A 25,208-nucleotide genomic window follows, 5' to 3' on the forward strand; every position below is an offset into this window, starting at 1 on the left:
TACCGTCCAGACGGTACAGTAGCAATATGGCTTCTCAGACTGACAGCGCACACACAGCCGACCGACTTCTCGATGCCTACTCAGAACTCCTGATCGAAGGCGGCGAGAAGGCGGCGACGCTGGATGCTGTCGCGGCCCGCGCGGGCATCTCCAAAGGCGGCCTCCTCTACCACTACGGCTCGAAGGACGCCCTCACGGCCGGGCTCATCGAGCGCCTGTCACACCTCGTGGACGAGGACGTCGCAGCCATGGCCGCCGACGCAGAGGGCCCCGTCGCGTTCTTCATCCGCACGTCGACTGCCACGGCAACACCCTTCGACGTCGCCTACAACGCAACGGTGACTCTCGCACAGAGCGGCGATGCGTCCGCCGCTGCCGCCATCGCCAGCACTCGGGCGCGCTGGCACGCCGCCCTTCTGCCCGAAGTGGGTGACCCGGATGCTGCGACCGCACTGATCTTCATGAGCGACGGCCTCTACCTGGCGAGCGCCAGCCCCGAGACCGACCCCGCCTTCACCCGCGGCTCAGCATCAGACTTCGCCGAGCGGATGCTGGCGGTTGCCCGCCGCCTCATCGCGCAGTGATACCCGCCGGCCGTCTGGTGCGGACGCCACGAGCCCGGCATATCAGAGATGCGCCGCGCCGACGCACAGCGGGCACTGACCGCTATCGACAAGGATGAGACTATGACGTCACAGGACACCACGGCTCCGGCGCAGCCCCCGCGCCGGCGCGGAATTCAATACGCACTCACGGTTATTCGCACCGAGCAGCTCACGCCACACCTCGTGCGTGTGCACCTGGGTGGCGACGGTTTCGACGCCTACATCGCTGACGCCGACCCAGAGCGGCTCGCCGCGACCGACACCTACTCGAAGCTACTGTTTGCCAAGCCGGAGCTCGGCCTGACCCCGCCGTATGACCTCGAGACGTTGCGCGAGACGCTTCCCCTTGAGGACCTCCCCGTGCGCCGCACCTATACGATCCGGTCGATCAACGAGGCCGAGAAGACTCTCGCCATCGACTTCGTTGTGCACGGCAGCGACGGCATCGCTGGACCCTGGGCCGCGGCCGCACAGCCGGGCGACGTCGTGTCGCTGTCCGGCCCGGGCGGCAAGTTCGCGCCGAGCCAGGACCCGTCAGTGCAGCGCCTCCTTCTTGGCGATGACTCGGCAATACCCGCGATCGCCGCAGCGCTTGAGGCCATGCCGGCGGATGCTGTCGGGCGCGCGATCATCGAGGTCGGCGACGCGAACGACGAGATCCCACTCACGCACCCGGCGGGGGTCGACGTGACGTGGCTTCACCGCGCTGGTGCCGTGCACGGCATCCCGCTTGTTGAGGCCGCCCAGGCTCTGCCCCGGCCCGAGGCGACTGATGACCCGGATGCTGAAATCGAGGTCTTCTCCCACGGCGAGCGCAGTGCCATGAAGCAGCTGCGCCGGCTGCTGCACAACGAGTGGGGCATCGATCGCCGCGCGCTGTCTCTCTCGGCATACTGGGCACTCGGCCGCGCCGAAGACGGCTTCCAGGCTGAGAAGCGCGAACCCGTCGGCAAGATCTTCGACGAGTAGGGCGCCGCTCTCTCGCGTCAGTCGAGCAGGTCGGGGCGGAATCGCAGACCCTCGCGAGGCACGCGGACCAGGTCGTTGAGCACACGCGTGATCACGTCAAGGTCGCTCTCCGAATAGCGCACGAGCAGCGTGGCCAACCCGTCGCCCATCTGCTCGTGGAGACTGTGGTGTGCGCGCTGGATCTCCTGACCTACCGTTGTCAGACGCAGATGGACTTCTTTGCGATTCCCTTCGCGCCGATAGCGGTCGACCGCTCCCCCATCGACGAGCCTCTGCACAATCTTCGACACTGTCCCCTTCGGGACTCCCGTTGCGTCTGCCAGCCCGACGATATTCACCGACTCACCGCTGCCATCATCGGCAGGAATTCGGGCGAGCACGTGCAACGCCTGCACGCTGATCGTGGCGAGAACACGCTGCGCAGCGGGTGAGCATTGGTCACGCATCCAGGCCTGCTCGTCGACGTCTTCCTCGCTGAAGCGAACGGTGAGCTGATCGATAAGCTCGCCGATCTGCTGGATCGCGTCCTGCTTTGTTTTCACAGAAACAATCTTGCCATTTCACGCACGGTGATTTATTGTTTCCTTGGAAACCAAAACCGACAGGAGACAGTTCCATGAAGGCAGCAGTCATCGATGCTCTCGGCCGTGCACCCGTGTGCCGCGAGGTCCCAGAACCGACAGCACCCGACGGCTGGGTTGTCGGCCGCGTGCGCGCCGCGGCGATCAAGAACATCGAGCGGATGCTGGCGGCCGGCACGCACTACGGAAGCGGGAAAATGTCTCTACCGGCGCAGATGGGCCTCGATGCCGTCGTCGAGCTCCCGGATGGCCGCCGTGTTTACACCGGAGCGACACCACCAGCCGGGGCAATGGCTGAGCGCCTGGCCGTGAACCCCGCACAGGTCATCGAGCTTCCCGAGGGCGTCGACGATGCCGTCGCCGCCGCATTGCCGAACGCGGCCGTGTCTGCGTGGTTCGCCCTGGAATATGCGGGGCAGATTCAGCCGGGGCAATCCGTTCTCGTGCTCGGCGCCACGGGCGTGACGGGTGGACTCGCCGTGCAGCTGGCTGCGCAGCAGTTCGGCGCGGACCGCGTTGTTGCTGTCGGGCGCGATGAGACTCGCCTTGACCAGCTGCGGTCGATGGGGGCCGACAGCGTCATTCGTCTCGACGCTGATGCGGCCGGGCTGACGGATGCTGTCAGGGCACTCCATGCCGAGCATCCATTCGACCTCGTGCTGGACTATCTGTGGGGGTCGCCAGCGGAGCAGACGTTGCGCGCACTGGCGAACGACGACCTTGCGGCGAGCTTCCATCGCACGCGTTTCGTGCAGATCGGTGAGTCGGCAGGGCCGACGCTCTCCCTCCCGGCCGCTGTGCTTCGAAGCGCGGGGATCGAGCTCGTCGGCCAGGGCGCCGGCAGCGTCCCGCACGAGGCGTTCGGGCGCGTCCCGACGGAGATCCTGCCGGCACTCTTCGCCATGGTCAGTGCCGGAACCCTCACGCTCACTACTCGCACGATGAACCTCGACCAGGTCGAGTCTGCCTGGGCGGAGCCCACAGCATCCGGCGAGCGCATCGCGCTCACCCCGTGATCAGCGCACGCGACGGCCGTGCGCGAGGTCGATCAGGTGCGGCAGCACGTCGCCCGAACGCAGTCCGTTGTGCTCGTTCTCGCTCGAGATGAACGGCGTCACACCCGGCAGCATCCGCAAAGTTTCGAGCGAGTACTCCATCGGAACATAGATGTCATTCGCGTACACCGCCGCAGCGCCGCGGGCTCCGGATGCTGTCAGCGCGGCCTCGTCGTACAGGCGCGGCCACTCCACCTGCGCCAGCGTGTCAACGACCTCGCGCCACGGTTGCAGCGCGGGAACGGTGTCTGCCCACTCCCGGCGCACGTGCTCGCCCGTCAGAAGCGTCACGTCGCGGTGGAACTCTTCGGGCATCGCCCGCTCGGCCGACCAGTTCGTCACCACGCCGTCCGCGTAGCACGACTCGTGGAACACGTAATAGAGGGGATTGCGTCCCGAGAACGGCAGCGCGGACACCAGATCGTAGCGGAACGCATTCGTCGCCGGATCCCGCTCCAGCAGGCTCCACAGCATCTGCCAGCCCTCGTTCGTTCCCAACAGCATCCCGAGAGATCGCAGTCGCGAGACCGACACCACTTCGCCGTCCGGGAGCACGATCTCGCCAGCATCCGCCCGTTCTGCCAGACGCCGGAACGCGTCACGATGCCCGGGGAATCGCCGGTAGTACCGCAGCGTCGCGTCGTGCACCTTGTCGTAGGTGAGCGCATAGGGCTCGTCTGGGTGGTGCCCGACAGCGCTCACGCCTCCGGTGAAGTACGCGTGCTCGATCGACGAGGCGTGCGTCGAGAGGTACGTCAGTGTTGTGAAACCGCCGAACGACTGCCCGAGCACACTCCAGGTCTCGGCACCCAAGTGTTCGCGCACCGCTTCGCAGTCGCGCACGATGGAGTCTGCCCGCAGGTGCGTGATGTGCTCGGCAAGGGATGCTGCCGGGCGCTGCAGATCCTCATCGCCGATCGGCGTCGAGCGGCCCGTTCCGCGTTGGTCGAGCATGACGACGCGGTAGTCCGTCAGCGCGTCGTCGAGCCACGACGGCCCGGTCGGATCGCGGAACGGCCGCGGCGCCTCACTGCCCGGGCCGCCCTGCAGGAAGACCAGGTACGGCAGATGCTCACCGCCCTCGCGCGACACCACGGCGGCGAACACGTCGATCGTGCGCGAATCGGCGGCGTCGTCCCACACCAGCGGGACGGTGAGCGTGTGCTCGTGAACGGTCAGATCCAGCATGCGTCGCGTCGTCACGGTCATACTGCCAGCCTACGCGGCGGTGCGGTTCGCGCTTTCGGCTGCAGTCTCCGTTGTTCGCGGTGCTACTTCAGAATCAGCTTCTGTCCCGTGCGGCGTTGCTCCAACATCAGTTTCTGTCCTTTACGGATTTGCTGGCCTTCCGCGGAGTTACAGCAAATCCGTAAAGGACAGCAAATGCCGGTGCCACACCTCGGAGCCGCTGCAGCCAGCGCAGCAGAAGCCGCAGCATCGGGTGCGCCTCAGACGTACGGCACCGGCGCGCCAGAGGTCGCCGCGGCCGCGGCGCATCTGAAGCACTGCGGCAGCGACACGTCACACCTCAGCAGCGACACGTCACACGGTCAGCAAGACCTTGGTCGCACGGCGCTCGTCCATCGCCGCATAGCCCTCAGCGGCGCGGTCGAGCGGCAGCGTCATGTCGAACACATCGCCCGGGGTGATGGCGCCGCTCATGATCAGGTCAATGAGCTCGGGCAGGAACCGCCGCACCGGCGCCGGCCCGCCATGCAGGTGCACAGCAGAGAAGAAGAGCTTGTGTCCGGGCAGCTCCACACCGTGTGACACCCCGACAAAGCCCACGTGGCCGCCGGCCCGCGTCGAGCGAATCGCCTGCATCATGGACTCCTGCGTGCCCACCGCCTCGATCGTCGAGTGCGCGCCGAGCCCGTCCGTGAGGTCGCGGATCCGGCGAGCGCCAGCATCCCCTCGCTCGTCGACGATGTCGGTGGCACCGAACGAGCGCGCCAGCTCCTGCCGGTCGGCGTGGCGGCTCATCGCGATGACGCGCTCGGCACCGAGGCGACGGGCCGCGAGCACACCGAGCAGCCCGACGGCGCCATCACCGACAACGGCCACTGTCTTGCCCGGGCCCACCTCTGCAGCGACGGCGGCGAACCAGCCGGTGCCCAGAACATCGGATGCTGCGAGCAGCGCGGGAATCTCGGCGGCCGTGGGCGGGCGCGGCGTCGCGACAAGTGTGCCGTCGGCCAACGGAATCCGTGCGTATTCCGCCTGGGTCCCGATCGAGCCCATCGGCACCACGTGCACGCAGCGGCTCTGATATCCGGCGGCGCAGATCTCGCACGTGTTGTCGCTGGCCATGAACGAGCCGACGACGAAGTCTCCGGGCACCACTGTCGTGACAGCATCCCCCACCGACTCGACGACGCCGACGTACTCATGCCCCATCGGCGACGGCTGATCTGACGTGTCGATGCCGCGATACGGCCACAGGTCGGAGCCGCACACGCATGTCGCTGCGATTTTGATGACGGCGTCCGTCGGCTCCACGATCGTGGGCTTCTCGCGCTCCTCGACGCGGACGTCGCCGGGACCGTGCATGATCACTTGGCGCATGTGCTCTCCTTCAGTCGGTTCTCGCAGTCTGCGCTTGCAGTCGATGCCCGCAGTCTGCACATGTGCGAGTTCAGTGCGCGTGCGAGCCGTCTCGCGTCACGCGTGTTCGCGCTGCCTCTCAGATTACGCCGTGCTCGGTGCTCGCTCGAGGCCGGTCGGCTGAGCGCACCAATCGTCGTCCATCGTTCCGCACGAACGGCCAGTTGCCCGCGGGTCGACGGCTCATGGCAACGTTCGAGAACACGGGACGCACACGCTCGACAAGACCTCTTCCCGTTGTCGGATGCGCCACGTAGGCTGTGCCGGGTGAGCACAACGACGTACCTTCGCTACCCGCACATCTCGAACGACCTTCTTACCTTCGTCGCTGACGACGACATCTGGCTCGTCGGCTCCGACGGCGGCCGCGCCTGGAGACTCACCTCAGACCACGCTCCCGTGCGCCAGCCCCGGCTCTCGCCCGACGCCGCGCACGTGGCGTTCGTGTCACACCGCGACGGCCACCCCGAGGTCATGGTCGCCGACATCGCCACCGGTTCGGTGCGCCGCCTCACCTGGTGGGGTGGCAGCGTGACCACGATGCTCGGGTGGGCGTCGAGCGACAGCATCCTCGTTTCGTCTCATGCGGGCGAGGCGAACATGCGCCATACGGTTGTGAAGCGCGTTTCGCTCGATGGCCGATTCGAGCGTCTGCGTTATGGCACAGCGGCGGGTCTCGCCGTGCGTGCGGACGGCGCTGTGGCGCTCAGCACTCCGGGGAGCCGCCCACCAGCGTGGTGGAAGCGCTACCGGGGCGGCACGGCGCCGCGGCTGTGGCTCGACGCCCACGGCGATGGTGCCTGGCAGCAGCTTCTGCCCGGCGACGAGGCCTCGATCGTCGACCCGATGTGGCTGGGCGACCGGCTGGTCTTCGTTTCCGATCGCGCCGCCCGGTTCCCCGACCACGCCCGGGAGCAGGCCAACCTGTGGGTGCTGGATGCTGCCGAGAACGCCGAGCCGCGCCAGCTCACGTTCCAGACCGAAGATGACGGCTACGTCCGCGATGCCACGACGGCCGGCGAGCGCATCGTGTGGCACAGTCGCGGGCAGCTCCGGATGCTGTCGGGCATCGACGCCGAGCCCCGCACCCTCGACATCGTGCTACCCGGCATCGACGTGGGCCCCGTCGCCCTCGACCCGGCGAAGGACGTAACCGCAATCTCGCCGGACCACGGTGGCGACGCGAGCCTCCTCACCTGGCGGGGCAACGCCTTCTGGCTGTCGCACCGCGAAGGACCCGCACGCGCGATCGCCGCCGATTCCGGCATCCGGACGCGCGAGCCGGTCGTCCTGGGCGAGACCGGATCTGTTGCCTACATCACCGACGCTGAGGGTGAGGATGCTGTCGAGATCCGCGCGTCTGACGGCAGCGGCGAGCCGCGTCGCATCCTTGGCGGGGTGCTCGGGCGTATCCTGCACCTCGCGGCGAACCCAGCGGGAACACACATCGCCGCGATCTCGCACGACGGCGTCATTCGGCTCATCGATGTCTCCGCCGGAACGGCCCGCGATGTCGGCAGCAGCGTGGCCGGGGAAGCACTCAGTCCCGTCTTCTCCCCCGACGGTCGCTACCTCGCATGGTCACAGCCGACGTCGGGCGAGTCGGAATTGCATCAGCTCCGCATCCTCGACACCACCCGCGGTGACGATGCCGTCGCGCTCACGACGGGGAAATACCACGACCACTCGCCCGCGTTCACCCTCGACGGCGCGCACATCGTGTTCCTGTCTGACCGCACGTTCGACCCGTACTACAACCAGCACGCCTTCGACCTCGCCTTCAGCGGGGCGACGCGGCCGTGGCTGATCCCGCTGTCGGCGACGGAGCCCGCACCGTTCGGGCCGAGCGCTGACGGGTGGCGGCTGTCGAGCGCGACGGGCTCCTCCGCGGAGGGTGGCTCCGCAGCATCCGCCCCTGTGACCTGCCCGGAGCTCGACGTCGAGGGTGCCGAGGAACGCATCACGCCCTTCCCCGTGCCCTCCGCCGATTACCGCGATCTGGTGGCGGCGAAGGACGGCGTGCTCTGGATCCGAGTCGCGTCGGACGAGCAGGGCGAGCTCGGGTCGCGCCGCGCCGGCGTCGCGGGCGAGAAGGCGGCGGACCGCGTGGAGCGCTGGTCGTTCACCGACCGCAAACTCACGACGCTCGTCGACAAGGCGGACCACGTCGCCGTGTCGGGTGACGGCGAGAGAATCGTCGTGCGTCATGGCGACGACGTCACCGTGCTGCCGTCCACGCGCAAAGCGGAGGAGGACGACAGCGCCCGCATTTCCGTCGACATGAGCCGGCTGCGGTTCGAGCTCGATCGCACGGCTGAGTGGCACCAAATGTTCGACGAAAATGCTCGCATCATGCGCGATCATTACTGGCGCGCCGACATGAACGGGGTCGACTGGGATGCTGTCATCGCACGCTGGCGCCCGGTGGTCGATGCTGTGCGCACGCACGACGACCTCGTCGACGTGCTGTGGGAGACCGTCGGCGAGCTGAACACGTCGCACGCCTACGTGATGCCGCGGGATCCGCTCGGGGATGCCTCGCGCAAACTGGGCTTCCTGGGCGCCGACCTCTCGCCCACGGAGGGCGACTGGCGCATCGACAGCATCCTGCCCGGCGAATCGAGCGAACCGGAAGCCCGGTCTCCGCTGCGCCAGGCCGGGGTGGGCGCACGGGCCGGCGATCTGATCGTCGCCGTCGACGGCGCACCGGTGGACCCCGTGGCGGGGCCGGCACGACACCTCATCGGGGCGGCGGGCAAGCCCGTCGAGCTCACACTGCGACGTGACGGTACCGATCGGCGCGTCGCCGTTGTGCCGCTTGCCAGCGAAGAAGTGCTGAGGTATCAGGCGTGGGTGCACGAGCGCCGCGCGTACGTCACCGAGCACAGCGGCGGCAGGCTCGGGTACCTGCACGTTCCCGATATGCAGAGTTACGGCTGGGCACAGCTGCACCGCGACCTTCGCGTGGCAACCGACGCCGAAGGGGTCATCGCCGATGTCCGCTACAACCGAGGTGGGCACACGAGTCAGCTCGTGATCGAACGCCTCGCGTCGCGTGTGATCGCGTGGACGCAGGCGAGGCAGTACGAGCATCCCATTCCCGATCCGGACCGGGCACCACGTGGTCCCGTCGTGATCGTCGCGAACGAGAACTCGGGGTCAGACGGCGACATCGTCAACGCGCGTGCTCAGGCCCTGGGCGTCGGCCCGGTCGTGGGCGTGCGCACCTGGGGCGGCGTCGTCGGCATCGACGGGCGGTTCAGCCTGGTCGATGGCACGGGCATCACACAGCCACGGTACGCGTACTGGCTCGAAGGCAAGGGCTGGGGCGTCGAGAATCACGGCGTGGATCCGGATATCGAGGTGGTGCACACGCCCTCCCAGCTGTTCGAGAATGACGACCCGCAGCTCGACCGGGCGATCGCCGAGGCGCTTGCCCGGCTCGACCGGACTCCCGCGGCGGCGCCTCCGCCTCTTCCGGAGCCGCGAGTTCAGGGCTGACGGCAAACGCTCATCGTTCCTGCTGAGGGCTCCGCGCTTATTGCTCCTGGTGAGAGCCGGGGCCGGACGACTTCAGATCTCGCCCGCTGAGCTCTCGCGCCGATTGGGTCAAGACGGATGCTGTCATGCAGCGCGATGCTGCCACCGCAACGCGGTTCGGCACCGCGCGCGTGCGGCCGGCGCTGACGTCACGTCGCCAGCGCCGGTCGCTCACGCCGCGGCCAGTTATCGGGCGAGGATCTCATCGAGAGACTCATAGCCCTCGACGACTCCGTGCTCCATGCCGCTCTCGACCATGGCATCGCGCACCTCGACACTGGGGTACGTGGCTCGGGAGCTGAGCCGAGTGCGGCCACCACCCAGATCGGTGAGTGTCAGCTTCTCGATGCTGACAGCATCCGGAGCGCCTTCGAACTCGAACGTCTGAATGACTACCTCGTTCTCGCGAACCGTGTGGAACGTTCCGTTGAAGTGAAACTCGTTGCCTTCACCGTCGCGATGGACGAACCGATAGCTGCCGTGTGAGGTGAAGTCCCATTCGGGAACTGTCATCTCGTAGCCGTGCGGCCCCATCCATTGGGCGACGAGCTCCGGGTCGGCATGAGCCCGGAAGACTGCCGATGGGGGAGCCTCGAACTCCCGCTCGATGTCGACGAAGGGAAGTCCTTCTGGAGCTGTAATGGTGACGGGATTCGTCATTGTTCTGCATCCTTTGAATCGTTGTGTGAGAGAAGCTCGTCGAGCTGTCGAAACTGCTGCTCGTGGATCAACCGGTAGCGGTCGATCCACGCCGTGAGCTTCTCGAGCTGTGCGGCATCCAGTGCGACCGGTCGCCGCTGCGCATCGCGCGAACGCGTGACGAGCCCGGCGGCCTCGAGCATCTGGATGTGACGGGACACGGCCTGCTTGGACATCTCGAACGGTTCCGCGAGTTCATTCACGGTTGCCGGTCCCCTGCTCAAACGCGCAACGATCCGCCGTCGGATCGGGTGCGCCAGAGCAAGGAACGCGGCGTCGAGAGTGTCGTCATCCGCATTCGTCATTAATCAACCTATTTCTTTATCAACTACTTTGTTGATTAACAAGGTACCGAGAAGTCGCTTCGAATGCAAGGCCTCCCTCGAGACTTTTGTGTCGCCCGATGCGTTGCTGCGTGTCAGGTTCAGAGCGCAGAGGGGATATCGGTGTAGGCGAAGTCGTCACCAACGTAAAGAAGGGGCTCATCGGACACGGACGCGAGCGCATAGCTGAAGGTGTCTCCGAGATTGAGCTTCGCGCGATGCCCTGACCCTCGCCCGTAGTCACGATATGCGTCACACGCGGCCTGAGCCTGTTCTGCGTCGAACGGCACGACGCTCACCTCGGCCACTCGCAAGAGTCGCTCAAGCCGCCGCTCACCTTCGGGCCCGGCCTTTGCCCGTGCGACGATCCGCGCCTCGACGAGTGTCGCCGCCGAGATATGCGAGTCACCACGAGCCAGAGCACGTCGGATGCCGTCAGCATCCCGCTCGTCAAGCAGAGCCGCGATGAGAGCCGACGTATCGATGATCATGCGGGCAACCCCGCGTCGTCGTACAGCCACTCATCAGAATGGCGCAGATCCTCACGCTGTCCATCGGTGAGCCCCGCGCTGAATTCCTCCGCAATGCGTGTGAGCTGCTCATACCTGCGCTCAGCCTCGGCATCCGTGTCGCGAGTGCTCTGTTCGGCAAGTTGATCAAGTCGACGGCGAACAGCGTCTTCTACCACGCTTGTCTGGCTCATGCCTTCCAGCTGCGCCAATCGCCGCACCACCTCATGCGTGCGTTCGTTCTTGATGTTCAACCCCATATTCGAAGTCTACCAACGGTAGATTGAAATTGGAATACTTCTACCCTCATACACTGGGCTACTCGGCGCACGCCGGCTTCTGCCCAATCCTCCAAGGCATGCCACCTGGGCAGTTGACCCCATGGGCAGGCGCGCGTTTTCTTGGCATCGTTGAATGCATGTCAGCTCAGCAGCCACCCCACGATCCGTATGGCTACCCACAGCTGCCTCCATACGCGCAGCAGCCCGGCCAACCGTTTCCGGGGCAGCCCGTTCCGGGGCAGCCGCTAGCCGGGCAGCAGTTTCCCGGGCAGCCGCCGCAGCCGACACACAGCCGTGTTAACGGATTCGGCATTGCCGCGTTGGTCATCGGCGTGCTCTCGCTGATCGGCGCTGCCATTCCCGTCATCAACTACGGCAGCGGCATCCTGGCTCTCATCGGCCTCGTGCTCGGCATTGTCGGCATCTGCCTGAAGAACCGCAAGAAGGGGATGGCTATCACCGGCAGCATCCTCTCGGTCATCGCCATCATGCTGTCGATCGTTCTCGCGATCACGTACACCTCGTCGTTCATCAACACCATCATCGACTACGCGCCGTCGCCCACGGCGACACACGGCCCGGATGCTGCCGGCGAGCCCGGCACGATACAGAATCCGATCCCCGTCGGAACAACGGCGCAACTCGGTGCGGACGAGCCCGAATGGGGCGTCAGCATCGACGACGTTCTCATCGACACGAGCGACGAGAACGCCAAGACCACCGCATACGGGGCAGACGCGGCCGACGGAAACCGCTACATCGCTATCAACCTCACGGTCTCGTACCTCGGCGTCGGATCGGCCACTCCGTCGACAGATCTCAGCGTCACGTTCGTCGATGCCGAGGGCACTGAGCACCAGGCGAGCTCCCTCAACCCACCAGGGCCAGACACCGACTTCGATGACATCACCGGGTTGGCCACGGGTGAATCGGCCAGCGGCAGTGTCGTGATCGAGGTGCCCGAAGACACCATGAACGGCGGTCTCGTTCGGGTCACTGCCGGATCGGACGAGTGCTATTTCGGCAGCGCTTAACCTTTCACAGCATCCGGCATAGGCTGGCACAGAGGTCCCGCGCCGGGCCGACGCGGGATCTCCCGTCGGAAAGGCAGGGCTATGTCTCAGAACGTCGCACAAAAACTCATCGCGAGTCACCTCGTCGAAGGCGAGATGACGCCGGGCAGTGAAGTCGGGTTGAAAGTCGATCAGACGCTCACGCAGGATGCTACGGGCACAATGGTGATGCTCGAACTCGAAGCCATGGGGCTCGACCGCATCAAGACCGAGCTGTCGGTGCAGTACGTCGACCACAACCTGCTGCAGACCGACGAGAAGAACCCAGACGACCACCTCTTTCTGCAGTCGGCAGCGCAGCGCTTCGGGCTCTGGTTCTCGAAGGCGGGGAACGGCGTCTCGCACCCGGTTCACCAATCGCACTTCGGGCGGCCGGGCGTAACGATGATCGGCTCCGACTCGCACACGTGCGCCGCCGGAGCACTCGGGATGCTGGCGATCGGCGTCGGCGGACTCGAGATCGCGATGGCTATGGCCGGGCAGCCGCTCTACGTGGCGATGCCCGAGATCTGGGGCGTTGAACTGACAGGCAAGCTGCCGGACTGGGTGTCGGCGAAGGATGTCATTCTCGAGATGCTGCGGCGCCACGGCGTCAAGGGCGGCGTCGGGCGGATCATCGAATACCACGGCCCGGGCCTGAAGAACCTGACGGCGATGGATCGCCACGTGATCGCCAATATGGGCGCTGAGCTCGGCGCAACCACGACGGTGTTCCCGGCCGACGACGCCGTGCGCGACTACCTCGAGGCCGTCGGCCGCGGCAATGACTATACGGAACTCGTCACCGACGACGGCGCCGAGTACGACGTCACCGAGCACATTGACCTGTCGAGTCTCGAACCGCTCATCGCCAAGCCATCGTCACCGGGCAACGTTGTGCGGGTTGCCGACGTCACAGACGAAGAGGTGTTTCAGGTCGTCGTCGGATCGTCAGCCAACCCGGGGCTGCGCGATTTCGCCGTCGTCGCCGAGATCCTCGATGGACAGCAGACGCATTCGCAGGTCTCCGTCGACATCAACCCCACCTCACGGGAGGTGCTCGCCGATCTCATCTCCGGCGGCTGGCTCACCTCGCTCGTGAAATCCGGTGCCCGCATTCACCAGTCCGGGTGCATGGGCTGCATCGGCATGGGTCAGGCACCGGCATCCGGCCGCAACTCACTGCGAACGATGCCCCGCAACTTCCCCGGGCGATCGGGGACGGAAGAGGATGCCGTGTGGCTCTGCTCACCAGAGACCGCGGCGGCCGCGGCACTGACGGGACGCATCACCGACCCGCGCACGCTCGCAGAGTCTCACAGCATCCGGTATTCGATTCCGACAATGCCCTCGAAGTACAGCTCCATCAGCGATATGCTCCTCGCACCGCTGGAGCCGGCGGAGGCGGCCAAGGTCGATCTTGTGAAGGGGCCGAACATCGTGTCACTTCCGGAGTTCGAGCCGCTCGACGACCACCTTGAGGTGCCCGTGCTGCTGAAGATGGACGACAACGTGTCGACGGACGAGATCATGCCCGCGGGGTCGCGTGTGCTGCCGTTCCGCAGCAACATCCCGAAGATCGCCGAGTTCAGCTTCACGCGCATTGACGAGACATACCCCGACAGGGCACGGGATGCCGCGAGCGGCCACGTGGTGATCGCGGGCGAGAACTACGGGCAGGGCTCCTCGCGCGAGCACGCGGTGATCGCCCCGCGCTACCTCGGTCTGCGGGCCGTGATCGCGAAGTCGTTCGCGCGCATTCACTGGCAGAACCTCGCGAACTTCGGCATCCTCGCCCTCGAGTTCGACGACCCGGCCGACTACGACGCGCTGTCGCAGGGCGACGTGGCGGTGATCGATGGGCTGCACGAGGCTCTCAAGACCGGCACGAGCGTGACGGCGACGATCGGCGGGCGCGAGGTGCCGCTGCACCACCGCCTCTCCGACCGGCAGGTGGAGATGATCCTCGCGGGCGGCCGCATTCCGCTCACCGCGCTGGCGGCGGGAACGCAGGGGTAGCCGCTCAGGTAGCCGCGTCAACGACCAACCGCTTATGGGCGTCCGCCACCTGGCCGGGGGCGTCCGCCACCCGCCCAGCTACAGAATCGGAATTGCGCCACAGAAAAAACTGTGGCGCAATTCCGATTCTGTAGCGCTGCCCGAGATCCGTCGCATATGCCCGTAAAGTCCACGCAGACCCGGTTCTCAGTCAGGCTGGCGCAGTGCAGCCGGCGCCATGCAGCAGATCGACCGGGCACGCCTGCTTCCGATGACTGCGTGCTACTGGCTGCTGACTATTCCCCGCTGTCGACTTAGGGCTTACCGCTCGCTGGTGGGCGCTGGCCGCGTTAGCCCCTCCTCGTCCTGCCAGAAACGCCGCTCGCTAGCGGCTGCACGTCGTAGCCGAGCCGGCCACGCGTCGCCACCACAATAACCGCGGCCGCGATCGTCGACCCGAACAAGAGCGAAGTCTGCGCGAGCGAAACGTCCACCATGGGGAACATGTCGCTCCACGCGATTGAGACGAAGTTGTTGACGCTCACGTGCATCAGCATCGAAAGCGGCAGGCTCTGACCCGTGCGGTTGAAGACCCACGTCATGACAATGTTGAACGTGATGCAGAACGCCGCAAACTCGAGCGGACGCCACCAGGCAGCATCCGGCCACCCACCCCAGTCGCTGAGAAACAGCGGCATGTGCCACAGAGCCCACAGCGGCCCGAGAATGAACGACGATTTCAGCGGGCTGAACCGCGCCTGCAGACGGGGCAGGGCGAAGTCGCGCCAGCCGGGCTCCTCGGCGAGGCCGGTCGTCACCATCTGAAGTACGAGCCCGGGCACGAGCGCCGCAAGCACCAGGAGGGACGGCGCCTGAATCTGGCCGCCGGAGAACACGAGTGCCGACGCGATGATCGCGGCCGGAACACCGACAATCGTGATGATGTACCACCGGACGCTTACGCGCCACTTCCACAGTCGCTTCGCCCACGCCCTCAGCCCGGCACGACCATCGGCGAGCGCGGTGATGAGCAGCGCCGAGACAATGGGCCCGAGGTAGGCGCCGGGAAGCACACCCGAGAACTGCGCAGTGCCCAGCCACTCGGGGAACGAGTAGTCCCACAGGCCGAGCCCGTTGTTCGACAAAATGTACGGCGTCCAGGCCGCCCAACTAAGCAGATTGGCGAGAACGAAGAAGCTAATGAGCGGCGAGCGCGACACCAGCGACCGGATGCTGCCAGAGCGGCGCCGCGCGCTCTGGTCGCCCGTCCGGTCGGCGGAAAGACCGGTGCTGTTTTGGTCAGCAGTGCCGCTCCTCCCGTCGATGCCGGTTTCTGAGCGGGATGCTGCGTTGCGGGCCGTCTTGGGGTGAGGCAGTGCGCTGGACGGCGACGCTGACCGGGGCGCAGCGGCGGCAGTGGCGTGTGGCAAATCAGTGTGTGGCGCGCCGCTCGGGTCAGACGCATGTGGGGCAGTCACGGAAGGTCCTTTCACGTTTCGACAATCGAACGTGTCAAGCTCACCAGCGCGACGGCCGCAGCTCACTACCCCGCACACCACACTTCGGGGTAGGGCTGGGCCTACCCTCGGGCAATTGGGGACCAACTTTCACTATCAAACACGGCCCTGTCATAGTGAAAGGTGGTCCCCAATTCGGGCTGACCTGTCGGATTGGGGCTGGCTATCCGACGTAGAGCACGGTGTCGCTCGCCGTCGTCGACACGGCCCAGGTGCCGCCCGTTTGCGTCCCCTGCGGAAGCGCGATGACCACGTCGACGGTTGCTGAATCGCCCGGCTCCATGCTGCCGAGTGTTGCAAACGACTCCGCGGGTGTCGTGATGTCGGACGACGGGATCCCCCACACCGTCTCGCCGGTGCCCGCGTAGCCGAACTGAAGTTCCATCTGCGGCACAAGCGATGTGCCGGAGCCGTCGTACTCGAGCGTCACGTGCAACAGCGCATACTGCGGTGCTTCATCGGCGGGCACTCCGTCATCGTTCGGGTTGTCGACGGCGTCGCCGGCATCGAATTCCGCATCGTCGACGGTGATCGTCCAGGTTCCGCCCGCCATGCCCTCGACGTCAAAGGGTGTCCCGAGCGCGAATGGTGACTCTTCGGTTCCGTCGCCTCCGGCCGCACCGTCACCCGTTGGCTCTGCGGTCGGCGTTGCGGTGAGCGTCGACGACGGGGCGACGTCGCCGTCCGAGCTGATCGCCGAGAAGATGAACACCGCGCTGTACACGAGCACCATCACAATCGACAGGATGGCCCCGAGAACAGACAGCACGATCCCCGTGATCGCCATGCCGCGGCCGCCTCGTCGCTTGACGAGCGAGACGATCCCGAGAACGAGCGCCGCGATGGCGACGAGCCACGCCCCGAAATTCGCGAAGGGCACGACGGCGACCACCAGGGTCAGGATGCCGAGAATAAGCGCCCAGACCGCAAGGGTGCGAGAAGCTGCCGAAGGGGATTCAACTGAGGGACTCTCGGGATTCACAAATTCCAGCATTACATACCCAGGCCATGTATCGGGTGCGGCTGCCGCGTATCCTCAGCGAGTTCGGCCGCTTGTCGGCACGGCACTCGCCGGCCGGCACGGGACCCTCGCGGGTCGACACGGCACTCGCGGGTCAGCACGGCACTCGCGAGTCGGCACGGCACTCGCCGGTCGACACAACACTCGCGGGTCAGGACAGGACGCGCAGACCCGCGGACGTCTCGATCGGCGTCCGCTGCCCACCCGAGTGCACAACGTCATCCCCCGCGACGGTGACCTGCGATGCATGATGCGCGAGCGCCCGCTTCACCTGACCGAGTCGGTGCTCGAGGCGGAACCACGTCTCTACCGGTGCGCTCTGCTTCACCTCAGGCTGCGCACTTGGTTCGCCGACAGCATCCGCGTCGCCCCTGGTCTGCAGGGCATTGTGGTGGGGCTCGTTCGGCTCACCAGCATCCTGAGCGTTTTGCAGGGTCGACGCATCAGAGATGATTTCAGCAAACCGGATGCCGCGGGCGCGCGCCGCCCTCTCGGCGATCTCGCGCGCACGCACGTGATCCGGATGCCCGTAGCCGCCGATCTCGTTGTAGCTGACGATGAGGTCGGGCGGCGTGTGCGGGGTAGGCTGAGCGCCCCGAGTGCTCGCGGCAGACTCTGCGCCCCGAGCGGGCGCGGAATTGCGGTCGAGCAGGGCGAGCAGATCAGCCACCTCGTCGTCGAGCGGCTGCGACGTCAGCGACGTTGCCGAGGCATCCTCGGCCGGACCAGCGAGGCCTTCGCGCACCCAGCGCATGCCGGAGTCTTCGTAGCGGCGCGGTTCAGGACATGCGGCGACCTCTGCTGCAGAAGCGTTCTGATCGCTGTGCGCGACTGAGGCGGAATGTTCTGACCGTGAGCCGGGGGCCTTCGGATCGGGACACGCCGCGGCTTCCGTTTCGGAGGCTGCGTGCTCGCCGTGGGACACGGGGGGCCTGCTCGCCGCCGCACGGGCCGGGGGCGTGCCAAGCCACACGTGGCGCGTGACGCCAAGCTCGGCCAGTGCGCCCGCCAGTTCGTTCTCGCGATGCGTCGCGAACTCTGGTGTCCCCTCCAAATGCGACAGTGGCCCGGGGACGACCTCGCCGCGCTCACCGCGCGTGCAGGTCACGAGCGTGACGAGGATGCCGCGCTCGACCAGTTCGGCCATGAGCGCACCGGTGGCTAGCGTCTCGTCATCCGGATGCGCGTGCACGAACAGCACGTGGCGGGTGCCGTCGAGCACGGTGCCGTCAGTGTCGAACCCGTGCGCCGGGCCCTGAGACTCGTCGCCCTCACTCCGCGTGCCACCCCGCGGCATCTCGGTCACGCCCGCCGCCCCAGAAGTTTCTCGTAAACGGCGACGGTGCCCTGCGCCGTGCGTTCCCAGGTGAAGCGCTGCGCCCGTTCACGACCCGCCGCGCCCAATTGTGCGCACCGTTCCGGGTCACGCAGCAGCGTCGAGATCGCTCCCGCCCACGCGCTCGGTTCGCGCACCGGCACCAGCACACCCGTCTGCCCGTCGACGACAGCCTCGCGCAGCCCACCAGCATCCGATGCCACCACCGGAGTGGCGCACGACTGCGCCTCGAGCGCGATCAGGCCGAAGGTTTCGGAGTGCGAGGGCACGAGCGCAATGCGGGCTCCGCGCAGCAGGTCGGCGAGCGCATCACGCGACTGCGGGCCGATGAAGTGCACGCGATCGGCAACGCCTCGCCGTTTGGCAAGGGCGCGCAGTTCGCTCGGGTAATCGTCGAAGCCCGTCGTCGCGCCGCCGGAGACGATGAGGTCGGGGCGTCCCTGCTTGGGCAGTTCGGCGAGCGCATCGATGGCGAGATCGAGGCCCTTCAGCGGCTCGAGCCGCGCGGCAGCGAGCAGGTAGCCGGCGTCGCCCGTGGCAGCATCCGGTGTCGTCTTGGGGCTGAACTGGTCGGCATCGACACCGGGCGGAACGGTCATGACGCGCGCGGGGTCAGCGCCGAGGCGATCGGTGACGGTGGAACGCTCGGCGTCGCTGACGGTGATGATCGCGTCGGAGCGCTGGGCGAGCAGCTCTTCGCCCGCGAGGCGGCCGGGGGACTCTGGCCGCTCGCCCTCAGACAGCGGAGTCGCGCTCGCGGCGGCGATCGAGTGGAAGCTCTGCACGTGAGGGATGCCGTGGTGCTGCGCGAGCTCAAGGGCCGCCATGCCACTGAACCAGTGGTGCGAGTGGATCACGTCGTACGGGCCGAGGTGGCGCATGGCGTCGCCGAACTCGGCGATGTACTCCTCGTGATCGCCCTTGACGCGGCGCTCGGCAGGGCCGGCGTGCAGCTGGCGGAGAGTGACGCGGGGCGCGATCTCGACAGCATCCGGAACCGACGGCGATGACCGGCGAGTGAGCACGTCGACGTGGTGGCCCAGCGCGGCGAGCGCGAGTGCTGTGTGGCGCACGGCGACGTTCATGCCGCCGACGTCGCCCGTGCCTGGATCGTCGTTGGGCGACGTGTGCAGGCTGACGAGGGCAAGGCGAAGGGGCATGGTTCCAGCCTAAGCCGCGCGGTTGTGCGTGCGGTCGGTGGTGACGTGCAGCCGTCTGCGGCGAGACGACGGCACGACCGTAAACTTGATGCATGGCAGCAGATCGACGCGTCGCCGAGTTCTACCGTGATCAGCTCGCCGAGTTGGGCGACATCACAATCTCGCGCTTGTTCGGCGGCTGGGGACTGCGAGTGCACGGCGAGTTTCTCGGGGCCATTCTCGACGATGTCTTCTACTTGAAGGTCGAGCCGTTCGCGTACGACGCTATGCGCGCCGAGGGCGGTCACCCATTCACATATACACGTCCGAGCGGCAAGCGCATCACGATCGAGAAGTGGTGCTCAGTGCCTGACGATTACCTCGACAACGCCGAGTCACTAACCGAGTTCGTGCGTGGCATGACCGGCATTCTCTGAGGCATAAGTGATCAGCCCAGGCCGAACGTGGCGTCGAGCGCAGCATCCAGATCGGCGATGATGTCTGCCGGGTCTTCGAGCCCCACCGAGAACCTCAGGTGTCCGTACCGCTTGAACTCGTCAGGATAGTGCTGCACGCGCGGGCCACTGGTTCCCACATGGACGATGAGCGACTCGTCGTGGCCGAGCGAAACAGCCGACGTGATCAGCCGCAGGTTCGCGACGAAACGGTTCTGCGTATCGGGGTCGCCGTCGACGGCGAACGCCATCACCGCGCCATAGCCACGGCCGCCGAACTGCCGCGCCGCCACGTCATGCTGCGGGTGCGAGTCGAGCCCCGGATACGCCACGTACGCAACGCGCGGGTCGGCGTCGAGGTGCGCCGCGATCTGCTCGGCGCTCGCGAGATGCTGCCGCAGCCGCAACGGCAGCGTGACGGATCCGCGCATGATGAGCCACGCGTTGAACGGCGAGATCGTGCCGCCGACATCGACCATGGCTTCCGCCTTGATCTTCCCGACGAGGTCAGCACTGCCGATGACCGCACCGCCCATCGCATCACCGTGCCCATTGATGTACTTCGTGAGCGAGTGCACAACCAGGTCGGCGCCATCGGCAAGCGGACGGTAGAACGGAGGCGGCGTGAACGTCGAGTCGACGGTGAGCAGCGCGCCCGCCTTGTGCGCGAGAGCGGCCACGGCGGCGATGTCGGTGACCTTCGTTGTCGGGTTGCCGATGGCCTCGACGTGCACGAGCTTCGTGTTGGGGCGTATTGCTGCGGCGACAGCATCCGGGTCGCTTGTGTCGGCAAACGTCGCCTCAATGCCGTATTTCACGGGCAGCAGATCGGTGAAGAGCTTCCAGATCGCCTCATACGTCACGTCGCCGACGACGACATGGTCGCCGCTCTTCAGGTGCGTGAAGAACACAGCGTGCAGGGCGGCAACGCCAGAGGCCAGCACGACGGCATCCTCGCCGCCTTCGAGGACAGCAAGCTTCGACTGCAGGGCCTCTTGATTCGTGCCCGTGTTGCGCGTGTACGTCTTGGTGTCGGTGTTCGACCAACTGAGGCTCGAGGGGTCATCGGGCAGCGCGTACGAGTTCGCCATGACGATCGGCGTGCGAATCGCGCCCGACCCGGCGTCGATGGCGTTGCCGGCATGCACCGCCTGCGTCAAGAATTGCAGTGTCGAGGGGTCGTGGGCATCGGGTCGCGGCGTCATACTCCAACGCTACGGCCGGCGCGGGAATGCGCGGTAAGTATTACAGAGAATGGATGCTGTCAGCGCGTTCAGGTGTCACAAAGTGCGCATAACGGCCCCCGGAAACGCCGTTTTTGCCACCTGAACGGGTTCGCGCGGCCTCAGCGCTCGTTCGGCACCACGATCCACAGCACGATGTAGATGATGAACTGCGGCCCCGGAATCAGGCAGCTGAGGATGGCGAGGAACCGCACGACGTTCGGGCTCATGTTGAAGCGCAGTGCGAGCGCGGCGCAGACACCAGCGATGACGCGGCCACGGCGAGGTCTGTATAGCGAGTTCATGCTTCCATGGTGCGCCAGAACCCACGCCCTGTCACCCGATTTGACCCGGAATCAACCCTGAGAGGGAGCATGTTGCTACTGGAGTAGCACCCAGGTCGTTACTCGAGGAACGGGAAGCTTCACCGCCGACCACGTCGTTTCGGGCGCAACTGCTTCTTACGGAAGCACGAGAATGACAGCAGCAATCCCGCAGAGCACTCCCGCAGCCGCCAGCCACCAGGTCGTCGCATTTAAGAGGCGCACGACCGGAATCTTCTGGGCAACATCTCCATTCACCCCGGTGGGGACGGGAAACAAAATGGCATCCCATTCCACCCGCAGATTTTTCAACTGCCTCGCCGAGAACGGCTGAGTTGCCGCGAATGCGCCGTCTGACACCAGTCGATGCAGCTGGCGCCGATACCACCAGACCGTGCCGTACATCTCCAGAAAATAGCAGCCGAGCAAGGCAAACCACACTCCAACTGGAATCATCACCGCCTCACCCAGCTGAGTTGCCAGCCAGAGCCCCGCGCCGACAAGTGCGAGAGCGAACGGAAGCCAGCAGGCGAAGAAGATCACATTCGCTTGCAAGGTCTGCCGCCGATAGTAGGCCAATGCAGACGCAGTCATTGTTCAAGTCTGACGTACTCGACAAATCTCATTGACGTCCTTCACGCACGTGCCGCCGAAATATTCGCCATGCAGCAGGCTGACGGGGCTATTCTGACAACAGGTTCACGAGATGCAGCTTTCGGTACCTGGCCGGCTGCACGGCAACCCTGTCCATCGACCGGGGTGCCCCAGGGGAAGAACCGGCGTCGTGCGAGGGCTCGGCGCAAGTCGATGGAGGCACGTGCCTCCGGGAAGGCAGGCATCATGCACACTCAAGCTCCGATTCGCGCGGCGTCCCCCGCGCCCACGGCCCACCCGCGGGTCGAGCCCCGGCAGCCGCATCGTGGGGCGACAGCGCCGCTGCGCATTGTGGTGCTCGACGGGCTCCCCCGCACCGAGGTCTTCGACGTTGCCGAAGCCCCGCGTGAGATCCCGGTCAGCGAGCAGCATGTGTGGGCGGCGGCGTTCGCCACGTTCTCGCCGCGCGTCGTCGGCATCTTCGAGCAGCGCGCCCTCGAGCAGTGCCTACGCGCGGGCGCGCCCCTGCCCAGCTGGATGCAGAACGACATCGTCGCGTGGGCGGATGCTGGGTTCACACCGTCGCGTTACCGCGACCTCGTCGCCGCGCTCGGTGAGCTGGAACAGCATCCGTCTCACCCGGCGCACCACGACGACGTTGCTCCCCACCAGCGGCTGCGCGCCGCGCACTGGGCCGAGTGGGCGCGGCTCGTCGCGAACGGCGCTGATCCGCAGATCGAGGCGATCGTCGTGCTCGATAGTCTTCGCTGAGCCGCACTTCTGAGCCGCACCGGGGCAACACGCGCTCCGGCTGAACCGTGTGGGCCCCGCCCGGGTCGCACCCGGCGAAACCGAGCACCGGCGATCCACATCAGGCCGGGCCGCACCCCGACGCCCATGTAGATCGCACCGCACACCGGTCGGCGATCCACATCTGGCCGGGCCGCACCCCAGCGAGTCAGGTCTCGTCGGACCGCACCCCAGCAAGCCGCGCTTCCGTGACGCACACGCCGGATCCGCCCCGCCTCGCCCTGCCCTGCCGCATCATGCCCGCCCAGCGCCACGAATTGTGTGGTGGCGTCTCATATATGCGTCGCCACCACACAATTTGTGGCGCTCAGCCGACCGGGCGCCCGCACCCTCGACGCACACGCGACCACCGGCGGTCGTTCAGCAAACCGGCTCTACGCTGACGGCATGGCACGGCGTCCCGACCTCACTTCGCTCGAGCGGCGCATCGATGACGCGGCGAACCGCCTTCTGGAGCGCGCTTCCGACAACCGGCTGTGGGGCGCACTCGTCGAGTTTCTGGTGTTCGGCGCGAAGCAGGCGTGGGCGTGCATCTTCGGCGGGCTGCTGCTCGCGGTGATCCTCGTGGCCCGCGTGGCGTATCCCGATGACGCGTGGCTCGCCCGCAATGACGCCCTCACAATTGCCGCAATCGTGATCCAGATTGCGATGGTCTGGTCGGGCCTCGAAACGTGGCGCGAACTGCGCGTCATCGTCCTCTTCCACGTCGTCGGCACGGCGATGGAACTCTTCAAGACCGACGTCGGATCGTGGGCGTACGATCCGGGCGGGGTGCTGCGCGTACTCAGCGTGCCGCTGTTCACCGGGTTCATGTACGGCGCTGTCGGCTCGTACATGGTGCGCGTCTACCGGCTGTTCGACCTGCGGTTCACGCGCTACCCTCCGATCTGGCTGACGGCAGTGATCGCGGGCGCGATCTACGTCAACTTCTTCTCGCACCACTACATCGTCGATCTGCGCTGGGTTCTCCTGGCCGCCGTGCTGCTCGCGTTCGGCTTCTGCACGATGCACTTCCGTGTGTTTCGGCACACGCTGAGGATGCCGCTTGTCATCGCATTCGCGCTCGTCGCGTTCTTCATCTGGATCGCCGAGAACATCGGCACCTATTCCGGCGCCTGGCTCTACCCGGGGCAGGTCGATGGCTGGCACATGGTGTCGATCTCGAAGCTCGTGTCGTGGTTCTTACTGATGATCATCTCGGTGGTGCTCGTCACGTGGGTCTATCCACCAAGACGCCCGGATGCTGTCGCGGCAGCGCCCGCGCCCGCATCCTGATTTCACCTCGAGTGCCTTCGTCTCCGCTCTTACTGGCGAAGGCCTGACCCGTCTTCACCCCTCAGACCAGATCGTAGGTGGGGATCCGGTCGTCGGTCGCGAAGCGGTCTGTCATCCACAACATCGACCGATACAACAGCGGATTCGTGAAAATTCGATTGCGCATTCGGATGCCTGCCTCTGTGCGCGGTGCCAGAAACAGTCCGGCGTTTCCACTGCGTGCGGCCTTGGCCGGTTTGGCCATGCGTCGGTTGTAGCTGGCGAATGCTGCCTCATGGTCCCCGCGGTTGCTGGCCAACTCACCGGCGAGCACGTACGCGCCGACGAGAGCGAGCCCGGTGCCGAACCCACCGAGGGTGTTCGCATAGCCAGCATCTCCGACAAGAGCAGACCGTCCCGTCGTGAACGAGCGCATCCGCGAGCGTGTCAGTGAGTCGAGATAGAAATCGGATGCTGTGAGGGCCGCATTCAGCGCCGCCGGTACGCGCCACCCGACATCGCCGAACGCCGCTTCGAGCAGGGCTCGCTGCGACTGTTCGTCACGGCGATCGTAGGTGAGGTCTCCCGCTCTGAACACGAACAGACTCGGCGCCTTCTGCCCGCCCAGAAGGGCAAACCTCCCCGGTACGTTATAGCCGTACGCAATACCCCGGTCGCCTCGAGTGGTCTCCAGATCATCCAGCGGCGCACGTCCGCCGGCCACGGCGTAGCAGTACCCGAGGTTCTCAACGAACCGCTCCTCCGGCCCGAAAGCCAGTCGTCGCACCGCTGAATGCACGCCGTCGGCGCCCACAACGATGTCGAAACGTTGGCTCGGACTCTGGGCAAACGACACATCGACCCCGTCGGTCGTTTCGCGCAGTGCGACAATCTCATCGTCGAAGATGTACTCGGCAGCGTTCTCTGAATGTCGATACAAGATGTGCGCGAGGTCTCCGCGCAGGATCTCCAGGTCTCCTCCAATGAACTCGCCACCGATCACGGCCTTCACGTGATCCGTCTCGTCAACGATTCGCCAGTCCGTCCGCCCGGTCTCGTGCGCCACGAGTTCGTCCCACAGCCCCATGTGGTCAAGAATCTGGCGATGTGTCCGTCCCTTGACGTCGACGGCTTGTCCGCCGGGGCGGAGTTCGGCTGCCTTCTCCACTACCGTGACGTCGAAACCGTTGTGTCCGAGCCATCGTGCGAGGGCGGGACCGGCGATGCTCGCTCCCGAAATCAGTACCCGTGTAATTGCCATGTCACTGTCCTTTGTTATTTGCGTCTCTTGGACACAATACACAAACGCGTACAATGGAC

General features: G+C 66.1%; 24 protein-coding genes and 1 riboswitch. Of the genes, 9 read left to right on the plus strand and 15 right to left on the minus strand.

Translation table 11 applies throughout. From position 1 onward, the window contains the following. The first annotated feature begins 26 nt into the window (after window positions 1-26). Window positions 27-584 (plus strand): TetR/AcrR family transcriptional regulator, encoded by a 558-nt coding sequence (locus OK352_RS03145; protein WP_265139933.1) that lies wholly within the window; start codon window positions 27-29, stop codon window positions 582-584. Window positions 585-686: 102 nt separating this feature from the next. Further along, on the plus strand, window positions 687-1,574 hold the full coding sequence (locus OK352_RS03150; protein ID WP_265139934.1) for a siderophore-interacting protein: 888 nt from the start codon (window positions 687-689) through the stop codon (window positions 1,572-1,574). A 17-nt stretch (window positions 1,575-1,591) separates the two neighbouring features. Here the strand turns inward: OK352_RS03150 and OK352_RS03155 are convergent, their stop codons facing one another. Beyond that, window positions 1,592-2,116, minus strand: coding sequence for a MarR family winged helix-turn-helix transcriptional regulator (locus tag OK352_RS03155; protein WP_265139935.1), 525 nt, complete (start codon window positions 2,114-2,116; stop codon window positions 1,592-1,594). Window positions 2,117-2,190: 74 nt separating this feature from the next. On the opposite strand from OK352_RS03155, the gene OK352_RS03160 reads away from it, so the two are divergent. After that, window positions 2,191-3,171, plus strand: a complete 981-nt coding sequence (locus tag OK352_RS03160; RefSeq protein ID WP_265139936.1) for a quinone oxidoreductase family protein — start codon at window positions 2,191-2,193, stop codon at window positions 3,169-3,171. On the opposite strand, the gene OK352_RS03165 is transcribed toward OK352_RS03160, so the two are convergent. Further along, complete coding sequence (locus tag OK352_RS03165) at window positions 3,172-4,419, minus strand: alpha/beta fold hydrolase (protein WP_265139937.1); 1,248 nt, start codon at window positions 4,417-4,419, stop codon at window positions 3,172-3,174. It abuts the gene before it with no gap. Between the two features lie 333 nt (window positions 4,420-4,752). After that, a complete protein-coding gene (locus tag OK352_RS03170) occupies window positions 4,753-5,775 on the minus strand; it encodes a zinc-dependent alcohol dehydrogenase family protein (protein WP_265139938.1) in 1,023 nt (340 codons plus the stop codon). 306 nt (window positions 5,776-6,081) lie between these two features. Here OK352_RS03170 and OK352_RS03175 point away from each other — a divergent pair, with 306 nt between their 5' ends. Next, window positions 6,082-9,315: a S41 family peptidase gene (locus OK352_RS03175; protein ID WP_265139939.1), complete on the plus strand. Its 3,234-nt coding sequence runs from the start codon at window positions 6,082-6,084 to the stop codon at window positions 9,313-9,315. Window positions 9,316-9,540: 225 nt separating this feature from the next. On the opposite strand, the gene OK352_RS03180 is transcribed toward OK352_RS03175, so the two are convergent. The 4 genes from OK352_RS03180 to OK352_RS03195 all read right to left on the minus strand — a co-directional run bounded on the left by OK352_RS03180 (window position 9,541) and on the right by OK352_RS03195 (window position 11,145). After that, the gene (locus OK352_RS03180) at window positions 9,541-10,014 is read right to left on the minus strand and encodes an SRPBCC family protein (RefSeq protein ID WP_265139940.1); all 474 of its coding nucleotides are present in this window, start codon (window positions 10,012-10,014) and stop codon (window positions 9,541-9,543) included. Then, entirely contained in the window at window positions 10,011-10,358 is a 348-nt protein-coding gene (locus OK352_RS03185) for an ArsR/SmtB family transcription factor (RefSeq protein ID WP_265139941.1), read from the minus strand. Before OK352_RS03185 ends, OK352_RS03180 begins: the two co-directional genes overlap by 4 nt. A gap of 119 nt (window positions 10,359-10,477) precedes the next feature. Next, window positions 10,478-10,867: a type II toxin-antitoxin system VapC family toxin gene (locus OK352_RS03190; RefSeq protein ID WP_265139942.1), complete on the minus strand. Its 390-nt coding sequence runs from the start codon at window positions 10,865-10,867 to the stop codon at window positions 10,478-10,480. Further along, window positions 10,864-11,145, minus strand: a complete 282-nt coding sequence (locus OK352_RS03195; protein WP_265139943.1) for a type II toxin-antitoxin system VapB family antitoxin — start codon at window positions 11,143-11,145, stop codon at window positions 10,864-10,866. Before OK352_RS03195 ends, OK352_RS03190 begins: the two co-directional genes overlap by 4 nt. Before the next feature lie 158 nt (window positions 11,146-11,303). Here OK352_RS03195 and OK352_RS03200 point away from each other — a divergent pair, with 158 nt between their 5' ends. Together OK352_RS03200 and OK352_RS03205 are read left to right on the plus strand one after the other, a co-directional pair. After that, window positions 11,304-12,200 (plus strand): YybS family protein, encoded by an 897-nt coding sequence (locus OK352_RS03200; protein WP_265139944.1) that lies wholly within the window; start codon window positions 11,304-11,306, stop codon window positions 12,198-12,200. Window positions 12,201-12,281: 81 nt separating this feature from the next. Then, a complete protein-coding gene (locus OK352_RS03205; RefSeq protein WP_265139945.1) occupies window positions 12,282-14,237 on the plus strand; it encodes an aconitate hydratase in 1,956 nt (651 codons plus the stop codon). Window positions 14,238-14,566: 329 nt separating this feature from the next. Here the strand turns inward: OK352_RS03205 and OK352_RS03210 are convergent, their stop codons facing one another. The 4 genes from OK352_RS03210 to OK352_RS03225 form a co-directional block, all read right to left on the minus strand. Then, window positions 14,567-15,694, minus strand: coding sequence for a type II CAAX endopeptidase family protein (locus OK352_RS03210; RefSeq protein WP_265139947.1), 1,128 nt, complete (start codon window positions 15,692-15,694; stop codon window positions 14,567-14,569). Window positions 15,695-15,896: 202 nt separating this feature from the next. Then, window positions 15,897-16,715 (minus strand): DUF4190 domain-containing protein, encoded by an 819-nt coding sequence (locus OK352_RS03215; RefSeq protein ID WP_265139948.1) that lies wholly within the window; start codon window positions 16,713-16,715, stop codon window positions 15,897-15,899. Window positions 16,716-16,905: 190 nt separating this feature from the next. After that, window positions 16,906-18,051, minus strand: a complete 1,146-nt coding sequence (locus OK352_RS03220) for a PIG-L family deacetylase (RefSeq protein WP_265140274.1) — start codon at window positions 18,049-18,051, stop codon at window positions 16,906-16,908. A 5-nt stretch (window positions 18,052-18,056) separates the two neighbouring features. Beyond that, window positions 18,057-19,250, minus strand: coding sequence for a glycosyltransferase (locus tag OK352_RS03225; protein WP_265139949.1), 1,194 nt, complete (start codon window positions 19,248-19,250; stop codon window positions 18,057-18,059). Window positions 19,251-19,342: 92 nt separating this feature from the next. Here OK352_RS03225 and OK352_RS03230 point away from each other — a divergent pair, with 92 nt between their 5' ends. Continuing rightward, window positions 19,343-19,666: a TfoX/Sxy family protein gene (locus tag OK352_RS03230; RefSeq protein WP_265139950.1), complete on the plus strand. Its 324-nt coding sequence runs from the start codon at window positions 19,343-19,345 to the stop codon at window positions 19,664-19,666. 11 nt (window positions 19,667-19,677) lie between these two features. On the opposite strand, the gene OK352_RS03235 is transcribed toward OK352_RS03230, so the two are convergent. The 3 genes from OK352_RS03235 to OK352_RS03245 all read right to left on the minus strand — a co-directional run bounded on the left by OK352_RS03235 (window position 19,678) and on the right by OK352_RS03245 (window position 21,824). After that, window positions 19,678-20,889: a trans-sulfuration enzyme family protein gene (locus OK352_RS03235; protein WP_265139951.1), complete on the minus strand. Its 1,212-nt coding sequence runs from the start codon at window positions 20,887-20,889 to the stop codon at window positions 19,678-19,680. A 140-nt stretch (window positions 20,890-21,029) separates the two neighbouring features. Continuing rightward, a complete protein-coding gene (locus OK352_RS03240) occupies window positions 21,030-21,212 on the minus strand; it encodes a PspC domain-containing protein (protein ID WP_265139952.1) in 183 nt (60 codons plus the stop codon). Between the two features lie 156 nt (window positions 21,213-21,368). Then, entirely contained in the window at window positions 21,369-21,824 is a 456-nt protein-coding gene (locus OK352_RS03245) for a hypothetical protein (protein WP_265139953.1), read from the minus strand. A gap of 103 nt (window positions 21,825-21,927) precedes the next feature. Next, a riboswitch (SAM riboswitch) is annotated at window positions 21,928-22,042 on the plus strand. Window positions 22,043-22,070: 28 nt separating this feature from the next. Between OK352_RS03245 and OK352_RS03250 the strand changes: the two genes are divergently transcribed. Both OK352_RS03250 and OK352_RS03255 read left to right on the plus strand, forming a co-directional pair. Beyond that, entirely contained in the window at window positions 22,071-22,595 is a 525-nt protein-coding gene (locus OK352_RS03250; RefSeq protein ID WP_265139954.1) for a hypothetical protein, read from the plus strand. A gap of 426 nt (window positions 22,596-23,021) precedes the next feature. Then, on the plus strand, window positions 23,022-23,909 hold the full coding sequence (locus OK352_RS03255) for a DUF817 domain-containing protein (protein WP_265139955.1): 888 nt from the start codon (window positions 23,022-23,024) through the stop codon (window positions 23,907-23,909). Window positions 23,910-23,970: 61 nt separating this feature from the next. Here the strand turns inward: OK352_RS03255 and OK352_RS03260 are convergent, their stop codons facing one another. Then, complete coding sequence (locus OK352_RS03260) at window positions 23,971-25,149, minus strand: FAD-dependent monooxygenase (protein ID WP_265139956.1); 1,179 nt, start codon at window positions 25,147-25,149, stop codon at window positions 23,971-23,973. Window positions 25,150-25,208 lie beyond the last annotated feature (59 nt).

The sequence above is a fragment of the Microbacterium sp. MPKO10 genome (genome assembly GCF_026107415.2).
Taxonomy (GTDB): domain Bacteria; phylum Actinomycetota; class Actinomycetes; order Actinomycetales; family Microbacteriaceae; genus Paramicrobacterium.

Excerpts from the sequence above, each read along its gene's own strand:
- OK352_RS03145 (WP_265139933.1), top strand. The coding sequence starts at position 27 with ATGGCTTCTCAGACTGACAGCGCACACACAGCCGACCGACTTCTCGAT.
- OK352_RS03150 (WP_265139934.1), top strand. The coding sequence starts at position 687 with ATGACGTCACAGGACACCACGGCTCCGGCGCAGCCCCCGCGCCGGCGC.
- OK352_RS03160 (WP_265139936.1), top strand. The coding sequence starts at position 2,191 with ATGAAGGCAGCAGTCATCGATGCTCTCGGCCGTGCACCCGTGTGCCGC.
- OK352_RS03165 (WP_265139937.1), bottom strand. The coding sequence starts at position 4,419 with ATGACCGTGACGACGCGACGCATGCTGGATCTGACCGTTCACGAGCAC.
- OK352_RS03170 (WP_265139938.1), bottom strand. The coding sequence starts at position 5,775 with ATGCGCCAAGTGATCATGCACGGTCCCGGCGACGTCCGCGTCGAGGAG.
- OK352_RS03180 (WP_265139940.1), bottom strand. The coding sequence starts at position 10,014 with ATGACGAATCCCGTCACCATTACAGCTCCAGAAGGACTTCCCTTCGTC.
- OK352_RS03185 (WP_265139941.1), bottom strand. The coding sequence starts at position 10,358 with ATGACGAATGCGGATGACGACACTCTCGACGCCGCGTTCCTTGCTCTG.
- OK352_RS03190 (WP_265139942.1), bottom strand. The coding sequence starts at position 10,867 with ATGATCATCGATACGTCGGCTCTCATCGCGGCTCTGCTTGACGAGCGG.
- OK352_RS03195 (WP_265139943.1), bottom strand. The coding sequence starts at position 11,145 with ATGGGGTTGAACATCAAGAACGAACGCACGCATGAGGTGGTGCGGCGA.
- OK352_RS03200 (WP_265139944.1), top strand. The coding sequence starts at position 11,304 with ATGTCAGCTCAGCAGCCACCCCACGATCCGTATGGCTACCCACAGCTG.
- OK352_RS03205 (WP_265139945.1), top strand. The coding sequence starts at position 12,282 with ATGTCTCAGAACGTCGCACAAAAACTCATCGCGAGTCACCTCGTCGAA.
- OK352_RS03220 (WP_265140274.1), bottom strand. The coding sequence starts at position 18,051 with ATGCCGCGGGGTGGCACGCGGAGTGAGGGCGACGAGTCTCAGGGCCCG.
- OK352_RS03225 (WP_265139949.1), bottom strand. The coding sequence starts at position 19,250 with ATGCCCCTTCGCCTTGCCCTCGTCAGCCTGCACACGTCGCCCAACGAC.
- OK352_RS03230 (WP_265139950.1), top strand. The coding sequence starts at position 19,343 with ATGGCAGCAGATCGACGCGTCGCCGAGTTCTACCGTGATCAGCTCGCC.
- OK352_RS03235 (WP_265139951.1), bottom strand. The coding sequence starts at position 20,889 with ATGACGCCGCGACCCGATGCCCACGACCCCTCGACACTGCAATTCTTG.
- OK352_RS03240 (WP_265139952.1), bottom strand. The coding sequence starts at position 21,212 with ATGAACTCGCTATACAGACCTCGCCGTGGCCGCGTCATCGCTGGTGTC.
- OK352_RS03245 (WP_265139953.1), bottom strand. The coding sequence starts at position 21,824 with ATGACTGCGTCTGCATTGGCCTACTATCGGCGGCAGACCTTGCAAGCG.
- OK352_RS03250 (WP_265139954.1), top strand. The coding sequence starts at position 22,071 with ATGCACACTCAAGCTCCGATTCGCGCGGCGTCCCCCGCGCCCACGGCC.
- OK352_RS03255 (WP_265139955.1), top strand. The coding sequence starts at position 23,022 with ATGGCACGGCGTCCCGACCTCACTTCGCTCGAGCGGCGCATCGATGAC.
- OK352_RS03260 (WP_265139956.1), bottom strand. The coding sequence starts at position 25,149 with ATGGCAATTACACGGGTACTGATTTCGGGAGCGAGCATCGCCGGTCCC.